Origin of the sequence: Rhodococcus jostii RHA1 (genome assembly GCF_000014565.1) — a bacterium.
GTDB lineage: Bacteria > Actinomycetota > Actinomycetes > Mycobacteriales > Mycobacteriaceae > Rhodococcus_F > Rhodococcus_F jostii_A.
Genome location: NC_008268.1, coordinates 2,350,065 through 2,372,261 on the forward strand (window position 1 = coordinate 2,350,065; position 22,197 = coordinate 2,372,261).

The following is a 22,197-nucleotide window of genomic DNA, read 5'->3' on the forward strand; positions in this document are numbered from 1 at the left end:
CTACCGCGGGTTCTTCTCGCCGGCCTCGACCGCGAGCGTCAGCCGGTTCTCGGCGGGCGCGACCGGGCAGGTGGCGTAGTCGGTGAACGCGCACGGCAGGTTGGCCGCCCGGTTGAAATCGAGGATCACCCGGCCGTCGGAGGCGGGAGCGTCCACGGCCAGTGACCGCGCCGCAGGGTACGTGCTGACCCCGCTGGTGGCGTCGGTGAACAGAATGTGCAGCCCACCGTTCTTGCCTGCGAACGCGACGAGTTCGTGTGCGGCGCCGTCGTACTCGAATTCCAGCGTCCCCAGCGCCGTGTGGTGGTGCTCGAGCCCCTCGACGACCGCACCCGTCGTGACGACGCGCGATTGCGGGAACGGGCTGAACGTCGCCGGCACGGCCCACTGCCGCGCGGGCAGGAACGTCGGGATGCCGGTGAACGCGGCGAGGGTGCCTGCCTCGGGGTCGTGGATCCGGAGGGCGACGTCACCGGTTCTCCGGATCACCTCGATGTTGCGGCTCCCGTGCCGCACGAGCAGACCGGGTGCACCCTCCAGGGGTGCGAGGGTCGCCGTGCCGTCGACGGGTTCGCCGTCGACCTCGAGCCCGGCGTCGGCGGTCGCCGTGATCACCACACCGTCCGCGTCGGCCCGCCACTTCCCGGGCAGGTCGGGGAACGTGGTGTCGGTCTCGACGAGCCAGTGCAGGGCGGTGAGACTCAGCCATCCCAGCGGATCGCGGAAAGACTCCTCCCGCCCCGAATGCCAATCCTGCCAGTCCTGCTCGAATGTCGCGCCTGCCGTGACTGCGGTCATGATGCCCGAACTCCTTCTGTCTGGTGATGCGGATGGCGCAGTCCGAGATGACTGCGCAGGGTCGTCCCCGAGTACTCGGAGCGGAAACTGCCGCGGTTCTGCAACTCCGGGACCACCTTCTCGACGAACTCGTCGAGCCCGGCCGGAGTGAGGTGCGGTACCAGGATGAAGCCGTCGCACGCGTCCGCCTGCACGTAGCGGTCGATCTCCTCGGCCACCTGGGCGGCGGTGCCGACGAACTGCTGGCGGGTGGTGACCGCGATGATCAGTTCCCGGATGCTGAGCTTCTCGGCTTCCGCTTTCGCCCGCCACGCGGCAGCGATCTCGCGTGGGTCCTTCGCGTGCCGCACCCGGCCGCGGGTGATGTTCGTGTCGTCGGCCGGTTCGACGTCCGGCAGCGGACCGTCCGGGTCGTACGCGGAAAGGTCTCGGCCCCAGACCTGTTCGAGAAACGCGATCGCCGTCTGTGGGCCCACCTGCTGGTGCCGGATGTGAACGGCGCGCTCGGCCGCGTCCGCCGCGGAGTCGCCCAGCACGAACGTCGCCGCCGGCAGCACCTTGAGATCGCCGTGGCTGCGCCCGTACTTCGCCAGCCTGCTCTTGACGTCCGTGTAGAACTTCTGGCCGTCCTCGAGCGACCCGTGGATCGTGAAGATCGCGTCCGCCTGCGCGGCGCCGAATTCGCGGCCCTGATCGGAGTCGCCCGCCTGCAGCAGCACCGGGTGCCCCTGCGGGCTCCGGGGAATCGTGAACCGTCCCCGGATGTCGAACTGGGAGCCGGAGTGCGTGACGTCGCGGATCGAGTTGTCCGCGGCGAACACTCCCCGGGCGCGGTCGATCTGCAGCGCATCCTGATCCCAGCTGTCCCAGAACTTGCGGGCGCCCTCGATCAGTTCGCCTGCGCGGACGTACCGGTCGGCCGTGTCGAGGTATCCCCCGCGCCGGAAGTTCTCCCCCGTGAACGCGTCCGAGGACGTCACCATGTTCCACGCGGCCCGGCCGTCGGACAGATGGTCGAGCGAGGCGAATTGCCGTGCCAGCTCGTACGGTTCGTTGAATGTGGTGTTGATCGTCCCCGCCAGGCCCAGATGCGTGGTGACTCCGGCGAGTGCGCCGAGCACCGTCAACGTGTCGGGGCGGCCCACCACGTCGAGGTCGTGGATCTGTCCTCGGTGCTCACGCAGGCGCAGGCCCTCGGCAAGGAAGAAGAAGTCGAACAATCCGCGTTCGGCGGTCTCCGCGAGGTGCACGAACGAGTCGAAGTCGATCTGGCTCTTCGATTCGGGGTCGCTCCACACGGTGGTGTTGTTGACGCCGGGAAAGTGCGCGGCGAGATGAATCTGCTTGCGCTGGTTGCTCATGATGTCAGTCCTGTCCGGCGAAGTGATTGACGGGACGGGCGAAGCCGAGCCGCTCCCGGAGCACTCCGCTGTCGGGCGCTCGGTCGCCCGGCCGCAGCAGCGGCAGGACGCGCTCGGTGATCTCGTTCAGGCCGGACGCCAGCGCCAGCGGCCGGAGGGTCACGCCGTCGACGCCCCCGGCGCCCACCACGTCGGTGATCAGGCGGGAGAGGCCCGGCGCGTCGCCGCGGTGGAGAATCGACGCCGGCTCGTACCGGCTGCCGGACCAGTTCTCGAGCTGGGCGAGGTCGCGTTCCGCGGCGTCGGCGGTGTCGGCGATCACCACCTCGACGTCGAGCAGGATCCGCAGCGAAGCGGGGTCCCGGCCGGCCTCGGCGGCGGCACGTCGCACGCGGTCCGCGACGTCACGGGCTGCGTCCACGGTGGGTGCGCCGATGCGGATCACGTCGGCGCGCGCCGCGGCGACCCGGGTGGAGTGCTCGTCCCGCGCGCCGATCACGATCAGCGACTGCCCCTGCGGCGACCGCGGCGTGATCGAGGGACCCTTCACGGAGAAGTGCGTGCCCTCGAAGTCGATGTAGTGCAGCTTGTCCCGGTCGATGAAGCGGCCGGTGGCGACGTCGCGGATCTCGGCGTCGTCCTCCCAGCTGTCCCACAGCAGGCTCACGACCTCGATCGCGTCGGCCGCCTCCGCCCACAGACTCTCGGCATCCTGTGCCTCCTTGCGTCCGAACAGATTCGCCTGCGCCTGACCGGCCGACACGTCCACCTGCCATCCGGCGCGGCCGAGCGACGCGTGGTCGAGGCTCGCGATGGCCTTGGACACGTGGAACGGTTCGGTGTGGGTGACGGTCACCGTGGGAACCAGCCCGATCCGCTCGGTGGACGCGACGGCCCGTGCCGCGATCGCCACGGCGTCCAGTTGCCCACGCTGCTCGGCATGTCCCGTCGTGGCGATCGCGAAGGTATCGCCGACGAACGCGAGGTCCACTCCGGCCGAGTCGGCCAGCCCGAGCAGGCCGGTCCAGTAGCCGGCGGTGAAGAGGTCCTCGGCGCGCGAGTCCGGACGACGCCAGGACTGTGGGTGAATCCCCGTGCCGTACAGATCGACGGCGACGAGCGGGTCGTGTGGCTCAGGCATGAATCGATTCCTCCAGCTGTGCGGAACGTGGACGCACGACGGATCGTCCCGGGATGGCGTCGAGCAACTGCCGGGTGTAGTCGTGGCGGGGATTGTCGAATATTTCTGCCGCGGTGCCCGATTCGACGATGCGACCGGACCGCATCACCGCGACCGTGTCGCTGATCTGCCGGACCACGGCGAGGTCGTGCGAGATGAATAGGTAGCTGAGCCCGAGTTCCCGCTGCAGGCCCTCGAGCAGCCCGAGGATCTGCGACTGCACCGAGACATCCAGTGCGGACACCGGTTCGTCGAGCACGACGAGTTCCGGGTGCAGCGCGAGCGCGCGGGCGATGGCGACCCGCTGCCGTTGCCCACCGGACAGCTCCGCCGGTCTGCGTTCGAGGTAGATCCGCGGCAACGCGACCTGTTCGAGCAGTTCGGTGACTCGTGCCGCCCGTTCCGCCCGGGTGCCGACACCGAACGCGCCGAGCGGTTCCGCCACGATGTCCGCGATCGCCAGTTTCGGATCGAGGGACGCGTAGGGGTTCTGGTACACGATCTGCACTCGGCGGCGCAGGGCTCGCAGCGCGCCGCCGCGCAGGGTGGTGATGTCCCGGCCGTCGAACTCGACGCGGCCTGCGGTGGGAGATTCCAACCGGATCGCAATCCGCGCCACCGTGGACTTGCCGGACCCGGACTCCCCCACCAGCGACAGCGTGCGCCCGCGGGGAACCTCGAACGACACGTCCTGGACGGCGTCGATGGCAGTGCGCCGGTCGATCCGGAATGTCTTGGACACCCCGGACACCCGCAGCAGGACAGCAGGGTCGGCTCCCGTCTCCGCGGCGCGGCTGGGCCCCCGTCCCACCGCGAGACTCGGCGCCGCGGCCAGCAGGGTGCGGGTGTACTCGTGCCGGGGGTTCTCGAGGACCTCGCGGGTGGGGCCCGCTTCCACCACCTCGCCCTCGCTCATCACCACGATCCGGTCGGCACGGTCGGCGGCGACACCCAGATCGTGCGTGATCAGCAGGACCGCGGTGCCGGCCTCGGCGATCCGCGCGTCGAGGTGATCGAGAATCCGGCGCTGCACGGTGACATCGAGTGCGCTGGTCGGCTCGTCCGCGATCACGAGTTCGGGGCTGCACGCCAGCGCGATCCCGATCAGTACGCGCTGCCGTTGCCCGCCCGACAGGTCCTGCGGGTACTGCCTCGCCCGCACCTCGGGCTTGTCGATCCCGGCCTCGGCGAGAATGCGCACCGCCTCGATGCCTGCCGTCCGGCGGTCGGCGAGACCGTGGATCCGGAGCACCTCCGCCACCTGGGTGCCGACCCGCAGGACGGGGTTGAGCGACGTCGTCGGGTCCTGGGGAACCAGGCCGATCCGGGCGCCGCGGACCCGCTCGAGTGCGCGCTCCGACTTGGTGTCGAGACGCTCACCGTCGAACGTCACGGTGCCGGCCACGGCCCGCCCGGATCCGCTGAGCAGTCCGAGGATGGCGTGCGCCGTGGTGGACTTTCCGGAGCCGGACTCGCCGACCACGGCCACCACTTCTCCGCGCGAGACCGTGAGGTCGACGCCCTTCACGGCCACGACGGGATCGCTCACGCTCCCGTACGCCACCCGCAGTCCGGAGACCTGGAGGAGCGGCGCCGTGGCACCTGCCTCAGCACTAGTAGTCGAACTCATCGCACTTCCCTCTGTTCGAGTGCATGTCCGAGTCGGTGCGCCGACAGCACGACGGCCACGATCACCAGTCCGGGCAGGGTGGTCATCCACCACGCGGTGGCGAGGTAGTTCCGGCCCTCGGAGATCAGCGAGCCCCATTCCGGGGTGGGCGGCACCGCGCCGAACCCGAGGAAGCTCAGCGACGACACCGCGAGGACCGCCATCCCGAACTCGACGGCGGCAAGTGCCACGACGGGCGCGTACGAGTTCCGCAGAACGTGGCGGCGCAGCACCGTGTGCCAGCGGACACCCGACGCGAACGCCGCCTCGACGTACAGCGACCGGCGCACTCGCAGCACCTCCGAACGCATCACGCGGGCGAAGTTCGCGATCAGCGACACGCCCACCGCGATGGCCACGTTGACCGTGCCGAACCCCAGCGCGGTCACCAGAGCGAGCGAGAGCAGCAGGGCAGGGATCGACAGGAGGACGTCGACGACGCGCATCAGGGCGGCGTCCAGCGCACCGCCGACGGCACCGGACAGCAGGCCGATCAGCGAACCGACGACCAGTGCGATACCCACGGCCAACAGCGTTGCGGTCAGCGACAATCCGGCGCCGTGGACCACGCGGGTATACACGTCACGGCCGATGTTGTCGGTGCCGAACCAGTGCGCGGCACTCGGCGCCTGCAGTTTCTGGGCGGGCACCCCGACCAGCGGGTCGCCGCTCGCGAACACCGACGGCGCCACCGCGAATCCGACCGCGACGAGGAGCACGGCGGCCGAGGCCACCAGCACGAGATTGCGACGCAGCCACGTCACCACGCGGCGTCCGCGGCTGTCCGACTCGGACGCGATCACGGGAGGCGGTTCGACCGGCGGAGTGCCGAACCCCTCGGCCTCGTCGATCAGTTCCCTGGTGAGGATGTCAGACATGAACCTTCTCCTCCACATCCGCGGAGTCGGTGCTCCAGCCGGAACTGCGTCTGCCCTCGACGATCCTGGGATCGATCAGCGGATAGAGCAGATCGACGGCGAGATTGACGAGTACGTAGACGACCGAGCTCAGCACCACGATTCCCTGGACCACCGGAATGTCCTGCGCCATCACGGACGTCTGGGTGAGCCGCCCCACGCCGGCGCGCGAGAACACCGTCTCGACGACGACCGATCCGGCCAGCAGATTACCCACGAGCACACCGGCGATGGTGAACGCCGGAATGCTCGACAGGCGCAGCGCGTGCCGGGTCTGAATCTGCCAGCGGGACGCACCCTTCGCCCGCGCGGCTTCGATGAACGGCTGTCGCCACGTGGTCTGCAGACTCGCCGCGAGCACCTGCGCGATCACGGCGCCGGTCGGCAGCGCGAGCGTCACCGCCGGGAGCACCAGTGTCGCGATCCCCTGGTCACCGAACGCCGGGAACGCCTTCAGCCGGAACGAGAACAGCTGCAGCAGAATCAGTCCCACCCAGAACGTCGGCACCGCGACACCGAGCGGAGGCAGTGAGAACAGCAGATTCCGCACCCAGTGGACCCTGGTGTAGGTGGCGAGGAACGCGACCGCTGCCCCGACCACGACCGCGAGAACCAGCGCCGCCGACGCCAGCGCGAGCGTGCTGGGGACCGCGTTCCCGATCGCCTCGGTCACCGATTGCCCGGTGGCGATCGAGTACCCGAAGTCACCGCGGACGGCGTGGCTCAGCGAGTTCCAGTACTGCACCCACACGGGCTGGTCGAGGCCGTACCGCGCCTGCAGCTCCGCGACGGCGGCCGCGTCGACCGTCGTTCCGGTGGACGCCGAGTCGACGGCGATACTCACCGGGTCGGACGGCAGCAGGAACAGCACGGCGAACGACACGGTGAACGTCGCCCACAGGACGGCGATCGCCTGCAGCACGCGGAGTCCGAGGTAGCGAATCATGGCTCAGCGTCCGCTGATCCAGGTGTCGAAGAACTGGAGCCGGGCCGAGGCCTCGAACTTCAGGTCCTGCACGTTGGGGCCGGCGCCGATCGCCTGCGACAACTCCACCGTGGGGATCCACAGGCCGTTGTCGAGCACCTGCTGCTGGGCGTCGGCGACGAGCGCGCTCCGCTCGGTGGTGTCGGTGGCGGCGAGTTGCTTCGCGAGCACGTCGTCGAGCGCGGGAATGGGTCCGCGGTTGTTCAGGTTGCGGCCGTCGAGGCCGAACTGGGTGCGGAGGATGTCACCGTCGGCGCGGGTGCTGTTGTAGTAGGTGGCGTCGAAGTCCTTGGAATTCTGGCGGGCGGTGGCCTCCGGAGTGGACACGAGATTCAGCTGCAGATCCACTCCCACCTCTTTGAGCTGCTGCTGCACCAGTTCGAGGATGGCCTGGTTGCCGGCGAACACGGAGCTGAACAGAACGGGGAAGCTCAGCTTCTGACCGCCCTTCTCGCGGATGCCGTCGGCACCGGGAACCCAGCCCGCCTGATCCAGGATCGACTTCGCCTTCTCCGGGTCGTACGTCACGTCCGGCAGCGCCACGTAGCCCGGGGTGCGGCTGGCCAGCGTGCTGGTGGCGGGTTTGAAGTTGGGCCCGAGTACGGTGTCGACCAGTTCCTGCCGGTTGATCGCCGGGACCAGCGCGCTGCGCACGACGGGGTCGACGAGCGGTCCGCGAGTCACGTTGGGCTGGAAGCCGAACGGGGTCCCGGGGTTCGACGTGGTGAGCACCTGCCCGCCCGCGCCTTCGATCTGCGGGGCGTCCTGCGGCAACGCGTCACTGATCGCGTCCAGCTGTCCCGAGGACAGGCTGCCCGTGCGGACACCGGATTCGGGCACGACACTGAACTCGATGGTGTCGAGGTACGCCTCGCCGTCGTGGCCGAACACGTCCGAACCCCAGTTGTATCCGGCGCGCTTGGCGAGGGTCACCGACTTGTCCTGCTGGTAGTCGGCGTACGTGAACGGCCCGGTGCCCGAGATGTTGCCGGTGCACCGCTCTTCGGCGGACTTCGCGACGGACGCATCGGACAGGATGCCCAGCTGCGGGGTGGACGACGCCTGCAGGAACTGCGCGTTGGGTGCGGCGAAGTCGACCTGCGCGGTCAACGGGTCGATCACGGTGGTACCGGTGTAACCGGCGAGGTAGCTGGCACCGAGCGGGGCCTTGGCGCCGGAGAGGGTCTTCACGATGGCGTCGAGATTCTTCTTCACCGACTCCGCGGTGAAAGGTGTTCCGTCACTGAACGTGACCCCCTCCTTCAGGTGGAATGTGAAGGAGGACGCGTCGGCGTCGGTTTCCCAGTTCTCGGCGAGCCACGGTTTGAGTTCGCCCGTCTCCGGGTCCTGGTCGGTGAGCGAGTCCACCACCTGACGAGCCACGTAGATCGTCTGATTCGTGCCCGACTGCGCGGGGTCGGCGCACGTCGGTGCCTGGGAGAGGCCGTAGCGGAGTGTTCCGCCCGGCTGTGCGGGGCCCGCATCCGCGGAGGAACTGCTGGAACCGCCACCGCAGGCGGTGAGCGCCGTGGCCAGCACGGCGGCGGCGCCGATACCTGCTGCGATGCGGGCACCGCGGTGGGGCGAGGACAAAAGCACTGATGGCACCGAGAACTCCGTGATCTCGAAGAAGTGCCGTGCGCGCTGCCCGTCGTATCGGCAGCGCTCACGCGCACAGGAAGGTGAAGGACACCGGATCCGACGCGGATGCGGTGTGAAGAGCCGGAACCCCGAGGGATCGAGGTGGCAGGTCAGCTGTGACAGATCGAGGTGGACAGCCGGCAGAGATCGACGTGCAGGCGCCCCCAGGCGCTCACGAAACCTTCGGTCAACATCGTTCCTCCATCGATCCCGGCGGTAGCACCCGCACCCGCAGGGCGGGGGGTTGCTGCGACGTCAACGAGCCAGGTCTCTCGGTCGCTCTGGATGGTCGTTACCGAGTGTAAGAGATCGCCGGTCGTGGCGCCACACGGACCCCCGCTACCCGACCACCTGCCGGGACTCGACCTCCCGCCGCGACAGGGCGGGCCGGAGCCCGAGGTGCTCACGCAGGGTGGAGCCTTCGTATTCCGTTCGGTACGAACCTCGCTCCTGCAATTCGGGCACCAGCAGGTCGACGATCTCGTCGAGTCCGGTGGGCACCAGATACGGCGAAATGTTGAACCCGTCCGTGGCGCCACTGCGAACCCACCGGGTGAGTTCGTCGGCGACCTGCCCGGGAGTACCGGCGAAACCGGAGCGCTGGGTGGTCGCGATCGCAACCTGACGCAGCGACAGGCTCTGCGCCTCTGCCAGGGCCCGCCATTCCCGGGCGATGGCGAGCGGATCCTTTCCGTCACGCGCCGCCCCACGGGTGACGGAGATCGGCGCGGGCACCGGATCGAATTCGGGCAGTGGGCCGTCCGGGTCGCGATCGGACAGATCGCGGCCCCACACCTGACCCACCAGCGACAACGCCGTCTGCCCGGTGTACTGGCCCTCGAGAACCCAGCGCACCTTCTCCTCCACCTCGGACGCGTTCTCCGCGAGCACGATCTGCGTGCCCGGCAGAATCTTGACGTCGTCCTCGGGACGCCCGGCACGACGCAATCTCGCCCTGATGTCCTCGGCGAAAGCGAGCGCCTCGTCGAAATGCGTTCCGTGCCGGGAGAAGATCACGTCGGTGTGCGCGGCCGCGAAGTCCCGGCCCGCCGGTGAGTCGCCGGCCTGGAAGATGACGGGATGCCCCTGGGCGCTGCGCGGCAGCGTCGGAGTGATCGTGACGTCGAACTGCGACGTGCGCCGGGACACCTCCCGCACCCCGTCCGGGGTCGACCACGACGGTGCGTCGGTGCTCGTCGCGACCGCGCCGTCGGCCCACGCATCCCAGATCGCCCGGGCGGTGTCGAGGAACTGCCCGGCCCGCTCGTACCTGTCCGCGTGATCGAGGAAGCCGCCGCGCCGGAAGTTCTCACCGGTCCACGCGTTGTCCGTGGTGACGGCGTTCCAGCCGGCACGGCCACCGGACAGCAGGTCCAGCCCGGACAGCCGCCGGGCGAGGTCGGCCGGCTCGTTGTAGGTGGTGTTCTGGGTGGCCACCAACCCGATGTGCCGGGTGATGCCGGCCAGCGCCGAGAGCTGGGTGATCGCGTCGGGCCTGCCCACGATGTCGAGATCGAGAATCTTCCCTCCCTGTTCCCGCAGGCGCAGGCCCTCACCGAGGAAGAAGGCGTCGAACAGGCCACGCTCGGCGGTCAGTGCCACCCGCCGGAACGTTTCGAAGTCGATCTGCGATCCGCTCGACGGATCGGACCAGATCGTCGTGTGGTTGACGCCCTGGAAGAAGACACCGAAGTGCACCTGGGCGCCGGGTCTGGCGTACGAGTTGTCGGTCATGTTCTCCACAACCTTTCAGCGAGAAGAGTCTTCGAGGCGCTCGGCCTGGAATCGGGTGACGGGACGGTCGAGGCCCAGCGTGCTGCGCAGGGTCGAACCGGGGACGGGACGGTGGGCGATGCCGGCACGGAGAAGTGCCGGGACCACGTACCGCGCGAGCACCGGAAGATCCTCGTCGACGACGGCGGGATGCAGGCGCACACCCTCGACGTGCGCATCCAGGGCGCGGAACAGTTCCACCAGCCCGCTGGCATCGCCGGCGAACGACAACCGTCCGCTCGGCGGGGCAGGCGTCGACGAGCCGAGCGCGACATCCAGTTCGGCGACCACCAGCGGTGCGCCGCCGACCTTCGCGCGCCCGGCGGCCTCGACGGTGTCCTCGAGTGTCGGTCCGGACACCAGCACCACGTCGACCAGCGACGGATCGGTGTCCCCCTCGACGCCGAACACCACCAATTGCCCCTGCGGTGGCCGGGGCACGATGGCCGGACCCTTCACCGAGTACGTCTCGCCCCGGAAGTCGATGTAGTGCAATCGGTCGCGGTCGACGAAACGCCCGGTGGCGTAGTCGCGGATCACCGCGTCGTCCCCCCACGAATCCCACAGGTCCCGGACCACGGTGATCGCGTCCCGTTCCTCCCGCGCGAGGTCGGCGGGTGCGGTGACCTCGGCCCGGCCCAGTGCGCTCGCGACCCGCGGGTCGGTGTCGCGTGCCGGGATCCAGCCGCCGCGACCACGCGACGCGTAGTCGAGCGTCGCGAGTTGGGAGGACGTGTGGAACGGCTCGGCGTACGTCGTGCCGACGACCGGTACGAGTCCGATCGTGCTGGTGGTCGCGGCAACGAACGCCGCGCGGTTCACCGCGTCGATCCGGCCGACGGGTCCCCCGTGGGCGCCGGGCGGCAGCAGGGAATCGTCGAAGGAGGCGAACGTGAAGCCGGCGTTCTCGGCTGCCGCGACGCGGTCCGCCACCGTTCGCCCGGTCAGCAACCGGTCGGGTGTGTGCGCGGCGCGCCGCCAGGCTTCGGGATGCGCACCCTCGCCATCGAGTTCGATGCCCAGAAACAGGCTCATGCGTCTTCCTCCTCGGTGCCGGCCGCGAGGGGGCGGCTCGGAATGGTCTCGCGCAGCGTGGGTGCCACCTCGGCCTGGAACAGCTCCAGGCTTTCGCGGTGCTGCTTGTCGCTGCCGACGCGGTCGGCGCTCAGGTGGATCACCTCGTGGCCGAACTGCTCGTGGTAACGCTGCACCTTGTCGATCACCTGCTGCGGGCTGCCGATCAGTGCGGAGCTGCGTTCGACGAAGTCCTCCACGGTCTCGAACACCACCGGAAGCCCTGCCCTGCGGGCGAAGTCGAGGCGAGCCGCGTGAATCGGCCGCCACACGTCCAGCGCATCCTGCGAGTTCGCCGTCACGTAGAACCCGGCCGTTCCAGCGCCGACGAGGGCGTCGGCGGGATCGTGACCGTAGTGCGCCCACCGTTCGCGGTAGTGCCGGACGAGTTCGGCGTACGAGTCGATGGGATACGTGACGTTCGCCGAGAAGATCGGATCACCGTAGCGGGCGGCGAGATCCACCGACTCCTTGCTCGTCGCGCTGCCGTGCCAGATCCGGATCCGCCGCTGCAGCGGGCGCGGAAGGGCGACAGCGTGCTCGAGAGACGGCCGGAACGTGCCTTCCCACGTGACGTCCTCGCTCTCCCACAACTGCCGGAACAGTTCGTAGCCCTCGCGGTTGCGGTCCCACTGGTCGTCCGGGGTGACGTGGAACAGCTCCGCCTGCGCGGTGCCGTTGCCCTTGCCGATGATGAGCTGCAACCGGCCGCCCGACAGGTTGTCCAGCGTCGAGTAGTCCTCGAACGCGCGGACCGGGTCGAGCAGGCTCAGCGTGGTCACCGCCGTCCACAACTGCAGCGTGCTGGTGCGCGCCGCGATGGCGCTGAGCACCACGGGCGGGGACGACGACAGGAAAGGATGCTCGTGGCGCTCGCCCACCGCGAACCCGTCGTACCCCAGTTGCTCGGCGAGGACGGCTGAGTCCACAACCTCCTGCAGCCTGGCCGCGGTGCCGATCCTCTCCCCGGTCACCGGGTCCGGGTGGTGGGTGATCAGGCTCATCAACAGAAACTTCATACAGACTCGTACTCCTTTGCGGCCCAGGCGGAAGGCAGAGCGGTAGGGGTGTGCAGGATCTTCTCGAATCCGTGGATTCCGACGTCCTGCGGTGGGAGGGAGCGGTCGAACAGCGCCGTGTACCCCGCGGCCAGGTACAGGGCCACCGCCTCGGGCTGCCGCGGCCCCGTGGTGAGGAAGATGCGGGAATACCCTGCTCGGGTGATCGCGGCCTCGAGCTCCCGCAGCACGATTCGTCCGAGGCCGCGACGGCGGTGCGCCGACGAGGTCCAGATCCGTTTGAGTTCGGCCGTCGTGTCGTCGTAGCGGCGGAACGCCCCGCCCGCCACGGATGTCCCGTCCTCGACCAGAACGAGCAACGCGCCACCCGGTGCGGCGAACTCCTCCGCCGGATACGTGCTGAGATCGTCGTAGATCTCGTCGCGGGTGCGCCCGTACCGGGTGCTGTACTCGATCGCCAGTTCTTCGAGCAGCGGCGCGGCCAGCGGATCGGCCTGATCGACGAACACGGTCTGCACGGATTCGGCCCTCTCGGTCACCGGTCCTCCTGTCAGCTGGTCTTCGGGAGTCCGGGCGGGTTGACGACCGACGTGTCGACGGCCTCGCTCGCGATGTTCCAACGGTCGAGAACCTGTGCGTACGTACCGTTCTCGATGATGTGGTTGATGGCCTCGTTGACGGCGGTCACCAGTCCGTTGTCCTTCTTGGTGAGCACGGCGATCTCACCCTGGAGGGCGTCGCCCGCCCCCGAGAACGTTCCGGCGATCTCGCTCTCCCCGGCCTGCGCCACGTGAAACGACGAGGACGGGTTGGGCCCGAAGTAGGCGTCGATCCGGCCCGACGCGAGGGGCAGGTAGTAGTCGGTGACGTTCTGGTAGTACGTGATGTCGGTCGGTTCGAGCCCCGCCGCGACGTTCTGCTCACTCCACTTCACCAGCAGCGCTTCCTGATTGGTTCCGGAGGAGACCGCGATCTTCAGACCCGCGACGTCCTTGGGCTCCTTGATCTGGATGCCGCTGCCCTTCTTCGTCTCGAACGCGACCGTGTCGAGGCGGTACGTCGAGAAGTCGTACTTCTCCTTCCGCTCCTCGGTGACGGTGACGTTGGAGATGAAAGCGTCGGCCTCCCCCGAATCGATGCGAACGAAGTTCTGCGCCCAGTCCGCGGCCTGGAGATCGACCTTCAACCCGAGAACGTCGCCGATCAGGTACGCAAAGTCGGTCTCCGAGCCGATGAGCGTCTTGTCGTCGTCGGCGTAGAAACGCAGGGGCGGGGCGGAACCGGCGCTGCCCGTCACGATGAGGGTGCCGCGGTCGCGGATCTGCTGGGGGACCTTCGCGGCGATCGACTCGACCTCGTCGGTGGTGATGCGATTCTGGTCGGCGGTGAGGTTGTATCCGGCAGCCGAGGTCGGCCCCGATCCCTCGTCCTCGACGTCGCCGCCCCCGCACGCGGCGGCGAGCAGCGCGACGGTGGTGAGGGCCGAGGCCAGAATTTTCGTACGGAACCGTGCGGTGGACATGTGTGCCTTTCGGGTTTCCACACCGAGGTGTGGAGAATCAGAGAACTCGGGAGAGGAATGCTGTGGTGCGGTCGTGCTGCGGGTTGTCGATGACCTGCGAGGGCGGGCCCTGTTCCACCACGACGCCGGCATCCATGAAGACCGCCGTGTCGGCGACCTCCCGCGCGAAGCCCACCTCGTGGGTGACGATCACGAGGGTCGCGCCGTCCCGTGCCAATTGCTTGATCACGGCGAGGACCTCGCCCACCAGTTCGGGGTCGAGGGCCGACGTGGGCTCGTCGAACAGGATCACCGCCGGGCGCAGTGCGAGGGCCCTGGCGATCGCGACCCGCTGTTGCTGGCCGCCGGACAGTTGTCGCGGGTACTCGTGAGCCTTGTCACCCACGCCCACCCGTTCGAGCAGCGCAATCGCCTCGGCCTCGACCTCGGCCCGGTCGCGGCCCTGCGCCGACACCGGCGCCTCGATCACGTTCTCCAGCACCGTGAGGTGGGGGAACAGATTGAAGTTCTGGAAGACGAATCCGATCCGGGAACGCTGCTTCAGGATGTCGCGTTCACGCAGTTCGTGCAGTTTGCTGCCCTTGCGCCGGTAACCGATGAGGTCGCCGTCGATGCGAATGGTGCCGCGGTCGACCTTCTCCAGGTGGTTGAGCGTGCGCAACAGCGTGGACTTGCCGGAACCCGACGGCCCCAGGATCACCGTCACCTCGCCCTTGCGGACCAGCAGGTCCACACCCCGCAGGACTTCGAGTGCGCCGAAGGACTTGTGGACTCCGCGAACTTCCACCGCGTACTCCGCCGGATGGGCTTCGGTTGTCATTTCGTGGCACCTCTCGGTACGGAGACGCCGGCGTCACGGATCTCGGCAAACTTTCGGGTGAGCTTCTGCCACGGAGTCGGCGGCAGCGCCCGTGCCGATCCACGTGCGTAGTGCCGCTCGACGTAGTACTGGCCGATCGACAACAGCGTGGTCAGGATGATGTACCAGATCGTCGCGACCATCAGCAGTGGCACGACGCGGCCGTTGCGGCCGAAGATCACCTGAACCTGGTAGAACAATTCGGCAATTGCCATCGTCGACACGATCGAGGTGCCCTTGAACAGGCTGATCACCTCGTTCGCGGCGTTCGGCAGGATGCCGCGCATCGCCTGGGGCAGAACGATCTTGAAGAACTGACGTCGGCGCGGGATGCCCAGCGACTGCGCCGCTTCGATCTGCCCGTGGTCCACCGAGATGATGCCGGAGCGGATGATCTCGGCGGAGTACGCGGCCTGGTGCAGGGCCAGACCGATGACGGCGGCGGTGAAGCCGCTGATGACACCGTTGACCTCGAACGTGAAGAAGCCCGGACCGAACGGAATGCCCAGCGACAGAGTCTGATACAGGTACGTGATGTTGAACCAGAACAGAAGCTGCACGATCAGCGGAATCGACCGGAACGCCCAGATGTACACCCAGGCGATCACCTGCAGCACCGGGTTGTGCGACAAGCGGCTGACCGCCAGCACCACACCGAGTGCGAATCCGAGGATCGTCCCCCACAGTGTCAGCTTCACCGTCATCCACAGGGCCTGCAGCACGGAGCCGGCGGTGAAGTACTTGGCGAACGTCGCCCAGTCCCATCCCGGGTTGGTCGCGAGGCCGTGGACGAACTGGGCGAGCAGTACCAGCACGGCTGCGCTGACGACCCACCGCCACGGATGCCACCTCCGCGCCACTTCCAGCGCGGCGTCCCCGTCGCCGGAGGGCACTGAATCGAGGGGCGCGGCCGAACGCGCCCGGACGGGGGCGCTCACGCTCCCTCACCACTTACGACAGACATCACTGAGGCGGCCTTTCACCTGGAAACGGGACTGCAGGAGGGCGCGTCTTCCGCGGGATGCGGGCGCGCGTCAGGCACTCACCGGGCGAAATGCCCGGTGAGCGTGCTGTGAGACCTCGTCAACAGTGGCAGGAGGTGGTCCGGCACAGGTCGATGTGCCGTCTGCGCCACGCAGGGCGCGCGAGGTAGTTCATGTGCTGCCTTCCATCGATCCCGGCGGTAGCACCCGCACCCGAAAAATTCGGAAGGGTTGCTGCGACGTCAACGAGCCAGGTCTCTCGGTCGCTCTGGATGGTTGAAGCGAACACTAGCCGCATTCCCGAACCCCGTCAACACGGGGTATTTCCCTGCAACACAGGGAAAATGGTGCCGATCGCCCGCAAGAATCACCGTGCGCAGAAGTACTGACAGACGGAGATCCATGCGGTTGGATGATGCGTGCAGCCCTGTATCTCCGTGGTCGTGCGACCCGGCTGCCGGGCCTTCCGAGGCCCTTGTAACGTCGCCTCGGTGACACCACTCGAAGTCATCGCGATCCTGGTAGCCGGTGTAGGCGCGGGCGCGATCAACGCCATCGTCGGCAGCGGCACGCTCATCACCTTCCCCACCCTGGTGGCGTTCGGGTTCCCTCCGGTGACCGCCACGATGTCGAACGCGATCGGCCTGGTCGCCGGTGGCGTGTCCGGCACGTGGGGGTACCGGCGGGAACTGGCCGGGCAGGGGCCGCGGCTGCGGTGGCAGATCCCGGCGTCACTGTGCGGTGCGGTTCTCGGCTCGTGGCTACTGCTCCACCTACCCGAAACTGTGTTCGAACTCGTCGTCCCGGTGCTGCTGATCCTCGCCCTGATCCTGGTGGTGTTGCAGCCGAAGATTCAGGCCTGGGCGAAGCAGCGCGGCAGCCACGAGGCGGGGCTGAGCCCGGCGCGCCTCACCCTGCTGACCGTCGGGACGTTCGCCGTGGGAGTGTACGGCGGATACTTCACCGCCGCGCAGGGCATCCTGCTGATGGGTGTGATGGGCGCGATCCTGCCGGAGAGCCTGCAACGGATGAACGGCGCGAAGAACCTGCTCTCGCTCATCGTCAACGTCGTCGCCGCGACCGCGTACACGCTCGTGGCCTTCGACCGGATCAGCTGGGCGGCCGCCGGCCTGATCGCGGTGGGCTCGCTGCTCGGAGGCGTCCTCGGCGCCCGTTACGGCCGCAGGCTGTCGCCGACCGCATTGCGGGGAACCATCGTCGTCGTCGGCCTCATCGGTCTGTTCCGGCTGCTCGCATAGTCGCGCATGCACCCTCCCGCTCCCTCATACTGAGTCGGTGAGCAAAGACGTAGAGCACCCGGGCTGGACCTATCTGATGGACATGGACGGCGTTCTCGTCCACGAAGAGCACCTGGTCCCCGGGGCAGACCTGTTCCTGGCCGAACTCCGGGAGTCGGGTACCCCGTTCATCGTCCTCACCAACAATTCGATCAGGACTCCGCGCGATCTCCGCGCCCGTCTGCTCCGCACCGGCCTGGACATTCCCGAGGAATCGATCTGGACGTCCGCCCTGGCCACCGCGACGTTCCTGGCGAGCCAGCGACCCGGTGGCAGCGCCTACGTCGTCGGCGAATCCGGGCTCACCACCGCACTGCACGACATCGGGTACGTCCTCACCGACAACGATCCCGACTACGTGGTCCTCGGCGAGACCCGCACCTACTCCTTCGAGGCGATCACCACCGCAATTCGGTTGGTGGAGAAGGGCGCTCGCTTCATCGCCACCAACCCCGACCCCACCGGCCCGTCCCGGGAGGGTTCCCTTCCGGCCACCGGATCCGTTGCCGCACTGATCAGCAGGGCCACCGGTCGCGACCCGTACTACGTGGGCAAGCCGAATGCTCTGATGATGCGCTCGGCGCTGCGGGCCATCGGCGCGCACTCCGCGAACACGCTGATGATCGGCGACCGCATGGACACCGACATCGTCTGCGGGCTCGAGGCCGGGCTGCAGACCATCCTCGTCCTCACCGGAATTTCGACGCGGGATTCGGTGGAACTGTTCCCGTACCGTCCCACCGCGGTGCTCAAATCGGTCGGCGATCTGGTCGGCCGCACGTCGGATCCGTTCGGCGATGCGGCTCCGCCGCCCGTGAGTACTTCTTAACCGCGGGACGTTAACAAGTACTCACGGGTGGCGGCAGCCGGTGATGCCCCTGATCGTCGCTGCCCTGTACGTCCCGAACGTGATCCGGTTCCCGTCCCCACCGGCGAACGTCACGTCGTGATGTCCGGGTCGGTCGGCCTGCACGTCGAGCCGGTCCATTCCGGCGTCGGCGGTGATCGCACGGGCCGCGGCCAGCACGGCGGGCCAGTCGGCGTCGCGGATCGGGGTGTCGGACAGCAATACCGGCGTGGTGACGGATTGCCCCTCCGTGTACGCATACGGTCCCGGGCATCCGCCGCCCTGGCTGCGTTCGCGATGCCACCGCCACCGGACATCCGGTGCAATCGCTGCGACGGCCTCGCTGATCCGCATCAGCGCGTCGGTGACCTGCCGCTCGGTGACCGCGAGTGTCGGCCGGTCGCTCAGTCTCGCTGCCGCCGCCGCAACCTCCTGGTCGCTGAAGTTGTACGGGTTGTCCGTCACGCCACCACATCCGCTCGTCAGGATCGCCGCGCCGATCACGGCGACCGCCTTCCTTGCCCATTCGCCGCGGACCGTCACCGGACAGCCAGGTCCGGCATGCCGGCGACGATCACCGCCATGTTGTAGCCGGACGTCCGTAGCTCCCCATTGCCACTCGGCCGCGGATACTCGCTGTGCCCGCTGGCATCCTCCCGCCGCACGCCGTCCGGGGTCGCCGCCTCGCGCACCGACAGTTGCTCGAGGTCCGTCTGCACCGGATCGGGGCCGAGCCTGCCGAACCCGTCTGCCACGGTGATGGGGTCGTCGTGCGCGCGCATCACGAACCCGTGCCGGGGCGCCAACCCGAGATCCGATTCGTCGTTCGCGTCGAACCCGGGCGAACCGTAGAACACGGCGTCGTCGACCGGTTGCCGCGGTCCCGCATGCTGCAGGGCCAGGCCCTGGGTGTACGAACCGTACGAATGGCCGAGCGCGGTGATGTGCGGATCGGGCGTCTGCGAGGCGACGTCGAGACCCTCGTAGAACGAGGCGAGCTTCGGGGCACCGGCGGTCGCGCGGTCGGACTGCCAGGAATCGAGGAGCCACCCGCGCCCGAGATTCTGGTCGATGAACGGCACGTCGTAATTGCCCGGACCGGTGGTTGTCGGCGGCTGATACCCCAGCCACGCAATCGTCGACACCGTGTCGCTCGTGCGGCCTGCCAGGTCCAATTGCCGTTCGGTCTCGGCCCTCAGCGCCGCCGCCTCCTCGGTCATCCCGCGCAGCGAGGCGGCGGTCGTGTCGATGCCCGGCGTGGTGACGGCGATGTGGTCGGCGGTGTCCGGGTCGCCGAGCGCGAACGCGGCCATCGTCCGGTCACCCGACTGCAGGTCCAGCAGCATCAGCCTGCCGTCCGGGTGATCACGCACGAGTTTCTCGAGGTCGTCGAGGTCCCGCAACTTCTGCTCGGCGTACCACAACTCGGCGTCGTCGTCGGTGAACGCTCCACCGAACATGCTGCGGTCCAGCCTTTCCCGGAGCCGGTCCCGTTCCCTCTCCCACCGCGACCGCTCGTCGTCGAACCGGCTCACGTTCGCCTCGTGCCGCACCGCGGACGGGATGCCGTCGCGATCACCCACCCATTCGGGATGCTGCTCGATCACCTTGCGGCGCTGGGCTACCGGCAGGGCGTCCCAGTACTCGCGGTTGTCCAGAGGTGAGCCGTCCCGTGGGGGCGCCGGGGCGGACAGTCCGGTGCCCGGGCGATCCGCCTCACCGGGTTCGGCCACGCCGTCCGCGGCCCGCGTCAGGACCGCGGCCGCGTCGGCGACGAGGTCTTCCGCCTGCAGAATCAGCGCCCGGGCCGCGGCCCGGAGTTCGTCGCGCCGCGCTGCCCCCGAGGTGTCGCCGGGCGGTCCCGGCGTCTCGGCGATGTCCCCGCTGTCCGGCAGAGCCATACCGTGGGCGGTGGCCGCTTCGCGGAGGCCGTCGAGTTCGGATTTCAGGTGCGTGACCGCGTCGACCAGGTCGCCGGCCAGCTTCCCGACGACGGCGATCGCCGCGGCCTCACCGCTCAGATCCTCCGCGACGATCCGGAACCGCCGACGTGCGGCGTCCACGGCGTCGTCGTGCCACGCCGGCAACCGGCCGATGTCGGCGAGACCGTCCTGCACGAAACGGATCGTCGCCGCCCGCACCGACAGCGACCGTTGCACGGCCTGCAGCGCGCGGGTGTCCCACTGGGCAATGTCCCTCAGATTCACGATCCCCCCCAGGATGCATAATGCCCGTACCCTAACGGATCGATCGCGTCCGCGGGAGTCCGATCTCGTCTCGACCGACACGAAGGATCGAAAATGAGCGGTTCCATCCACGTCGACACGGCGGCCCTACGAGCGGCGGCCGGTCAGCTCGACGTCCTGTTCGACGATGCGTCCTCACAGCTGAACACCACCGACGCGGCCCTCGCCGACTCGGGTGCCGCGTGGCCGGGGGCGGCCGGCGCCGCGTTCGGCCGGTTCACGTCCTACCTGGACGATCGGCGGGAGTTGCTGCAGCGGACTGTGGCCGAGATGTCGACGAACCTCGCCGAGTGCGCACGCCGGTACGACACCCAGGACGGAGCCACCGCCGAACGCCTCGACGCGGTCGCGCCGGCGACGAGCCTAGACCTGTAGGGCCCTATCCCAGCGCTTGCTCCAGATCCGTCAGCAGGTCGGCGGTGTCTTCGAGTCCCACGGACAGCCGGACGACGCCGTCGGTGATGCCCACGGCTGCACGACCTTCCGGGCCCATCGCCCGGTGGGTGGTGGTGGCCGGGTGGGTGATGAGCGACTTGGAGTCGCCGAGGTTGTTGGAGATGTTGACCAGCCGCAGGGCGTCGAGGAGTTCGAATGCCCGCTTCTTCGCTTCGCTCTCGGATGCGTTCAGCGCGAAGGTGACGACGGTGCCGCCGCCGCTCATCTGCCGCTTGGCGAGTTCGTGCTGGGGGTGTGATTCGAGGTACGGGTACTTGACCCAGTCGACCGCGGAGTGGCCCTCGAGGAACTGGGCGATCTCCAGTGCGGAGCCGACGGAGTGCCGCATCCGGATCGGCATCGTCTCGAGTCCCTTGAGGAGCGTCCACGCGTTGAAGGGGCTGAGCGCCGGCCCGGTGTGGCGCATGAGGTTCTGGACGGGACCTTCGATGTAGTCCTGCGGTCCGAGGATCGCCCCGCCGAGCACACGGCCCTGGCCGTCGATGTGCTTGGTGCCGGAGTAGACGACGATGTCGGCACCGAGTTCCAGGCTGTGCTGCAGCAGAGGCGTCGCGAACACGTTGTCCAGCACGACCTTTGCGCCGGCGGCGTGCGCGAGCTCCGCCACCCGGGGCACGTCGACGAGCGTCTGCATCGGGTTCGACGGCGTCTCGAAGAACACCGCGGTGGTCGGCTCGGACAGAGCCTTCTCCCACTGGTCGAGGTCTTCACCGTCGACGAACACCGTCTCCACGCCCCAGCGGGGCAGGATCTCGTTGCACACCACGAAGCAGGAGCCGAACAGGCTGCGCGCCGCGACCAGCCGGTCGCCGGCCTTCAGGAGCGCGCCCAGTGCGGTGAACACCGCGGACATGCCGCTGGCGGTGCCGAAACACGCTTCTGCGCCCTCGATGAGGCGTAGCCGCTCCTCGAACATCTTCACGGTCGGGTTGCCGTACCGGGAGTAGACGAAGTGGTCGATCTCGCCGGTGAACGACGCCTCGGCCGCTCCCGCGCTCTCGAACACGAAGCCGGAGTTCAGGAAGATCGCTTCGGACGTCTCTTCGAAACCGGAACGGAGGGTTCCTCCGCGCACGCTGATCGTGCCCTGGCCGATGTCGTCCGGCAGCGCCTTGTCGAACGCACCGCCTCGGGGAATTGCACTCACCACTGCCTCCACGGCAGGCCCAGCGCCCGCCAGCCGACCGCCCCACGATGACCTTCGGCGTCCAGGCCGCCTTCGAAACCGTCGAGCACGTTGTACGACGGGCCGATGCCCGCCGCTGTCGCGGCTTCCGCCGCACCGATGGACCGCTGGCCGGAGCGACACAGGAAGATCACCGGGGCGTTCTCGCCGCCCGCGATCCCGGCCTCCTTCAGCTGGTCCACGAAGTTGTCGTTACGAGTGCCCGTCGGGTAGCTGACCCATTCGATCAGCACGGTCTTCCGCCCGAGCGAGGTGGTGTCGGGGACTCCGACGTACTTCCACTCGGCGTCCGTCCGCACATCCACGAGCACAGCGTCGGGATTCTCGCGGAGCAGCTCCCAGGCATGCTCCGGCGTTATGTCGCCTGCGTAACTCACCATGTC

23 protein-coding genes and 2 riboswitches are annotated in these 22,197 nt (G+C 68.5%); of the genes, 3 read left to right on the forward strand and 20 right to left on the reverse strand.

Features of this window, described 5'->3' with window-relative positions:
* From RHA1_RS10825 to RHA1_RS53535, 16 genes are all read right to left on the reverse strand, one after another.
* On the reverse strand, positions 1-798 hold the full coding sequence (locus tag RHA1_RS10825; RefSeq protein ID WP_011595013.1) for a DUF1684 domain-containing protein: 798 nt from the start codon (positions 796-798) through the stop codon (positions 1-3).
* Positions 795-2,159 (reverse strand): NtaA/DmoA family FMN-dependent monooxygenase, encoded by a 1,365-nt coding sequence (locus RHA1_RS10830; protein ID WP_011595014.1) that lies wholly within the window; start codon positions 2,157-2,159, stop codon positions 795-797. The genes RHA1_RS10825 and RHA1_RS10830 overlap by 4 nt, the downstream gene beginning before the upstream one ends.
* 4 nt (positions 2,160-2,163) lie before the next feature.
* The gene (locus RHA1_RS10835; RefSeq protein WP_009474886.1) at positions 2,164-3,300 is read right to left on the reverse strand and encodes an LLM class flavin-dependent oxidoreductase; all 1,137 of its coding nucleotides are present in this window, start codon (positions 3,298-3,300) and stop codon (positions 2,164-2,166) included.
* Positions 3,293-4,969 carry a dipeptide ABC transporter ATP-binding protein gene (locus RHA1_RS10840; protein WP_011595015.1) on the reverse strand — a complete coding sequence of 559 codons (1,677 nt, stop codon included), beginning with the start codon at positions 4,967-4,969 and terminating at the stop codon, positions 3,293-3,295. Before RHA1_RS10840 ends, RHA1_RS10835 begins: the two co-directional genes overlap by 8 nt.
* Positions 4,966-5,886 carry an ABC transporter permease gene (locus RHA1_RS10845; RefSeq protein ID WP_011595016.1) on the reverse strand — a complete coding sequence of 307 codons (921 nt, stop codon included), beginning with the start codon at positions 5,884-5,886 and terminating at the stop codon, positions 4,966-4,968. Before RHA1_RS10845 ends, RHA1_RS10840 begins: the two co-directional genes overlap by 4 nt.
* Positions 5,879-6,871, reverse strand: coding sequence for an ABC transporter permease (locus RHA1_RS10850; protein WP_011595017.1), 993 nt, complete (start codon positions 6,869-6,871; stop codon positions 5,879-5,881). The genes RHA1_RS10845 and RHA1_RS10850 overlap by 8 nt, the downstream gene beginning before the upstream one ends.
* A gap of 3 nt (positions 6,872-6,874) precedes the next feature.
* Complete coding sequence (locus RHA1_RS10855) at positions 6,875-8,509, reverse strand: ABC transporter substrate-binding protein (RefSeq protein WP_011595018.1); 1,635 nt, start codon at positions 8,507-8,509, stop codon at positions 6,875-6,877.
* Positions 8,510-8,661: 152 nt separating this feature from the next.
* Positions 8,662-8,745: a putative leader peptide gene (locus RHA1_RS53530; protein WP_310794466.1), complete on the reverse strand. Its 84-nt coding sequence runs from the start codon at positions 8,743-8,745 to the stop codon at positions 8,662-8,664.
* A gap of 4 nt (positions 8,746-8,749) precedes the next feature.
* Positions 8,750-8,843, reverse strand: a riboswitch (SAM riboswitch).
* A gap of 47 nt (positions 8,844-8,890) precedes the next feature.
* Complete coding sequence (locus RHA1_RS10860) at positions 8,891-10,285, reverse strand: NtaA/DmoA family FMN-dependent monooxygenase (RefSeq protein ID WP_011595019.1); 1,395 nt, start codon at positions 10,283-10,285, stop codon at positions 8,891-8,893.
* Between the two features lie 15 nt (positions 10,286-10,300).
* On the reverse strand, positions 10,301-11,359 hold the full coding sequence (locus RHA1_RS10865) for an LLM class flavin-dependent oxidoreductase (RefSeq protein WP_011595020.1): 1,059 nt from the start codon (positions 11,357-11,359) through the stop codon (positions 10,301-10,303).
* Positions 11,356-12,417 carry an LLM class flavin-dependent oxidoreductase gene (locus tag RHA1_RS10870; RefSeq protein WP_011595021.1) on the reverse strand — a complete coding sequence of 354 codons (1,062 nt, stop codon included), beginning with the start codon at positions 12,415-12,417 and terminating at the stop codon, positions 11,356-11,358. Before RHA1_RS10870 ends, RHA1_RS10865 begins: the two co-directional genes overlap by 4 nt.
* Entirely contained in the window at positions 12,414-12,956 is a 543-nt protein-coding gene (locus RHA1_RS10875) for a GNAT family N-acetyltransferase (protein WP_011595022.1), read from the reverse strand. Before RHA1_RS10875 ends, RHA1_RS10870 begins: the two co-directional genes overlap by 4 nt.
* A gap of 11 nt (positions 12,957-12,967) precedes the next feature.
* Complete coding sequence (locus tag RHA1_RS10880; protein WP_009474896.1) at positions 12,968-13,939, reverse strand: ABC transporter substrate-binding protein; 972 nt, start codon at positions 13,937-13,939, stop codon at positions 12,968-12,970.
* 37 nt (positions 13,940-13,976) lie between these two features.
* Positions 13,977-14,759: an amino acid ABC transporter ATP-binding protein gene (locus RHA1_RS10885; RefSeq protein WP_011595024.1), complete on the reverse strand. Its 783-nt coding sequence runs from the start codon at positions 14,757-14,759 to the stop codon at positions 13,977-13,979.
* Positions 14,756-15,736 carry an amino acid ABC transporter permease gene (locus RHA1_RS10890; RefSeq protein ID WP_029539262.1) on the reverse strand — a complete coding sequence of 327 codons (981 nt, stop codon included), beginning with the start codon at positions 15,734-15,736 and terminating at the stop codon, positions 14,756-14,758. The genes RHA1_RS10885 and RHA1_RS10890 overlap by 4 nt, the downstream gene beginning before the upstream one ends.
* A gap of 145 nt (positions 15,737-15,881) precedes the next feature.
* Positions 15,882-15,956: a putative leader peptide gene (locus tag RHA1_RS53535; protein ID WP_368681154.1), complete on the reverse strand. Its 75-nt coding sequence runs from the start codon at positions 15,954-15,956 to the stop codon at positions 15,882-15,884.
* 7 nt (positions 15,957-15,963) lie between these two features.
* Positions 15,964-16,060, reverse strand: a riboswitch (SAM riboswitch).
* Positions 16,061-16,272: 212 nt separating this feature from the next.
* Here RHA1_RS53535 and RHA1_RS10895 point away from each other — a divergent pair.
* Together RHA1_RS10895 and RHA1_RS10900 are read left to right on the forward strand one after the other, a co-directional pair.
* On the forward strand, positions 16,273-17,040 hold the full coding sequence (locus RHA1_RS10895) for a sulfite exporter TauE/SafE family protein (RefSeq protein WP_009474899.1): 768 nt from the start codon (positions 16,273-16,275) through the stop codon (positions 17,038-17,040).
* A 76-nt stretch (positions 17,041-17,116) separates the two neighbouring features.
* A complete protein-coding gene (locus RHA1_RS10900; protein WP_050787283.1) occupies positions 17,117-17,908 on the forward strand; it encodes an HAD-IIA family hydrolase in 792 nt (263 codons plus the stop codon).
* 21 nt (positions 17,909-17,929) lie between these two features.
* Here the strand turns inward: RHA1_RS10900 and RHA1_RS10905 are convergent, their stop codons facing one another.
* Positions 17,930-18,469, reverse strand: a complete 540-nt coding sequence (locus RHA1_RS10905; protein WP_011595028.1) for an LppA family lipoprotein — start codon at positions 18,467-18,469, stop codon at positions 17,930-17,932.
* Positions 18,466-20,133 carry an alpha/beta hydrolase gene (locus tag RHA1_RS10910; RefSeq protein ID WP_011595029.1) on the reverse strand — a complete coding sequence of 556 codons (1,668 nt, stop codon included), beginning with the start codon at positions 20,131-20,133 and terminating at the stop codon, positions 18,466-18,468. Before RHA1_RS10910 ends, RHA1_RS10905 begins: the two co-directional genes overlap by 4 nt.
* A 93-nt stretch (positions 20,134-20,226) precedes the next feature.
* Here RHA1_RS10910 and RHA1_RS10915 point away from each other — a divergent pair, with 93 nt between their 5' ends.
* Positions 20,227-20,547, forward strand: coding sequence for a type VII secretion target (locus RHA1_RS10915; RefSeq protein WP_011595030.1), 321 nt, complete (start codon positions 20,227-20,229; stop codon positions 20,545-20,547).
* Positions 20,548-20,551: 4 nt separating this feature from the next.
* Here the strand turns inward: RHA1_RS10915 and RHA1_RS10920 are convergent, their stop codons facing one another.
* Positions 20,552-21,775 carry an O-succinylhomoserine sulfhydrylase gene (locus tag RHA1_RS10920; RefSeq protein WP_011595031.1) on the reverse strand — a complete coding sequence of 408 codons (1,224 nt, stop codon included), beginning with the start codon at positions 21,773-21,775 and terminating at the stop codon, positions 20,552-20,554.
* A complete protein-coding gene (locus RHA1_RS10925; protein ID WP_005562410.1) occupies positions 21,772-22,191 on the reverse strand; it encodes a rhodanese-like domain-containing protein in 420 nt (139 codons plus the stop codon). The genes RHA1_RS10920 and RHA1_RS10925 overlap by 4 nt, the downstream gene beginning before the upstream one ends.
* Between the last annotated feature and the right edge of the window lie 6 nt (positions 22,192-22,197).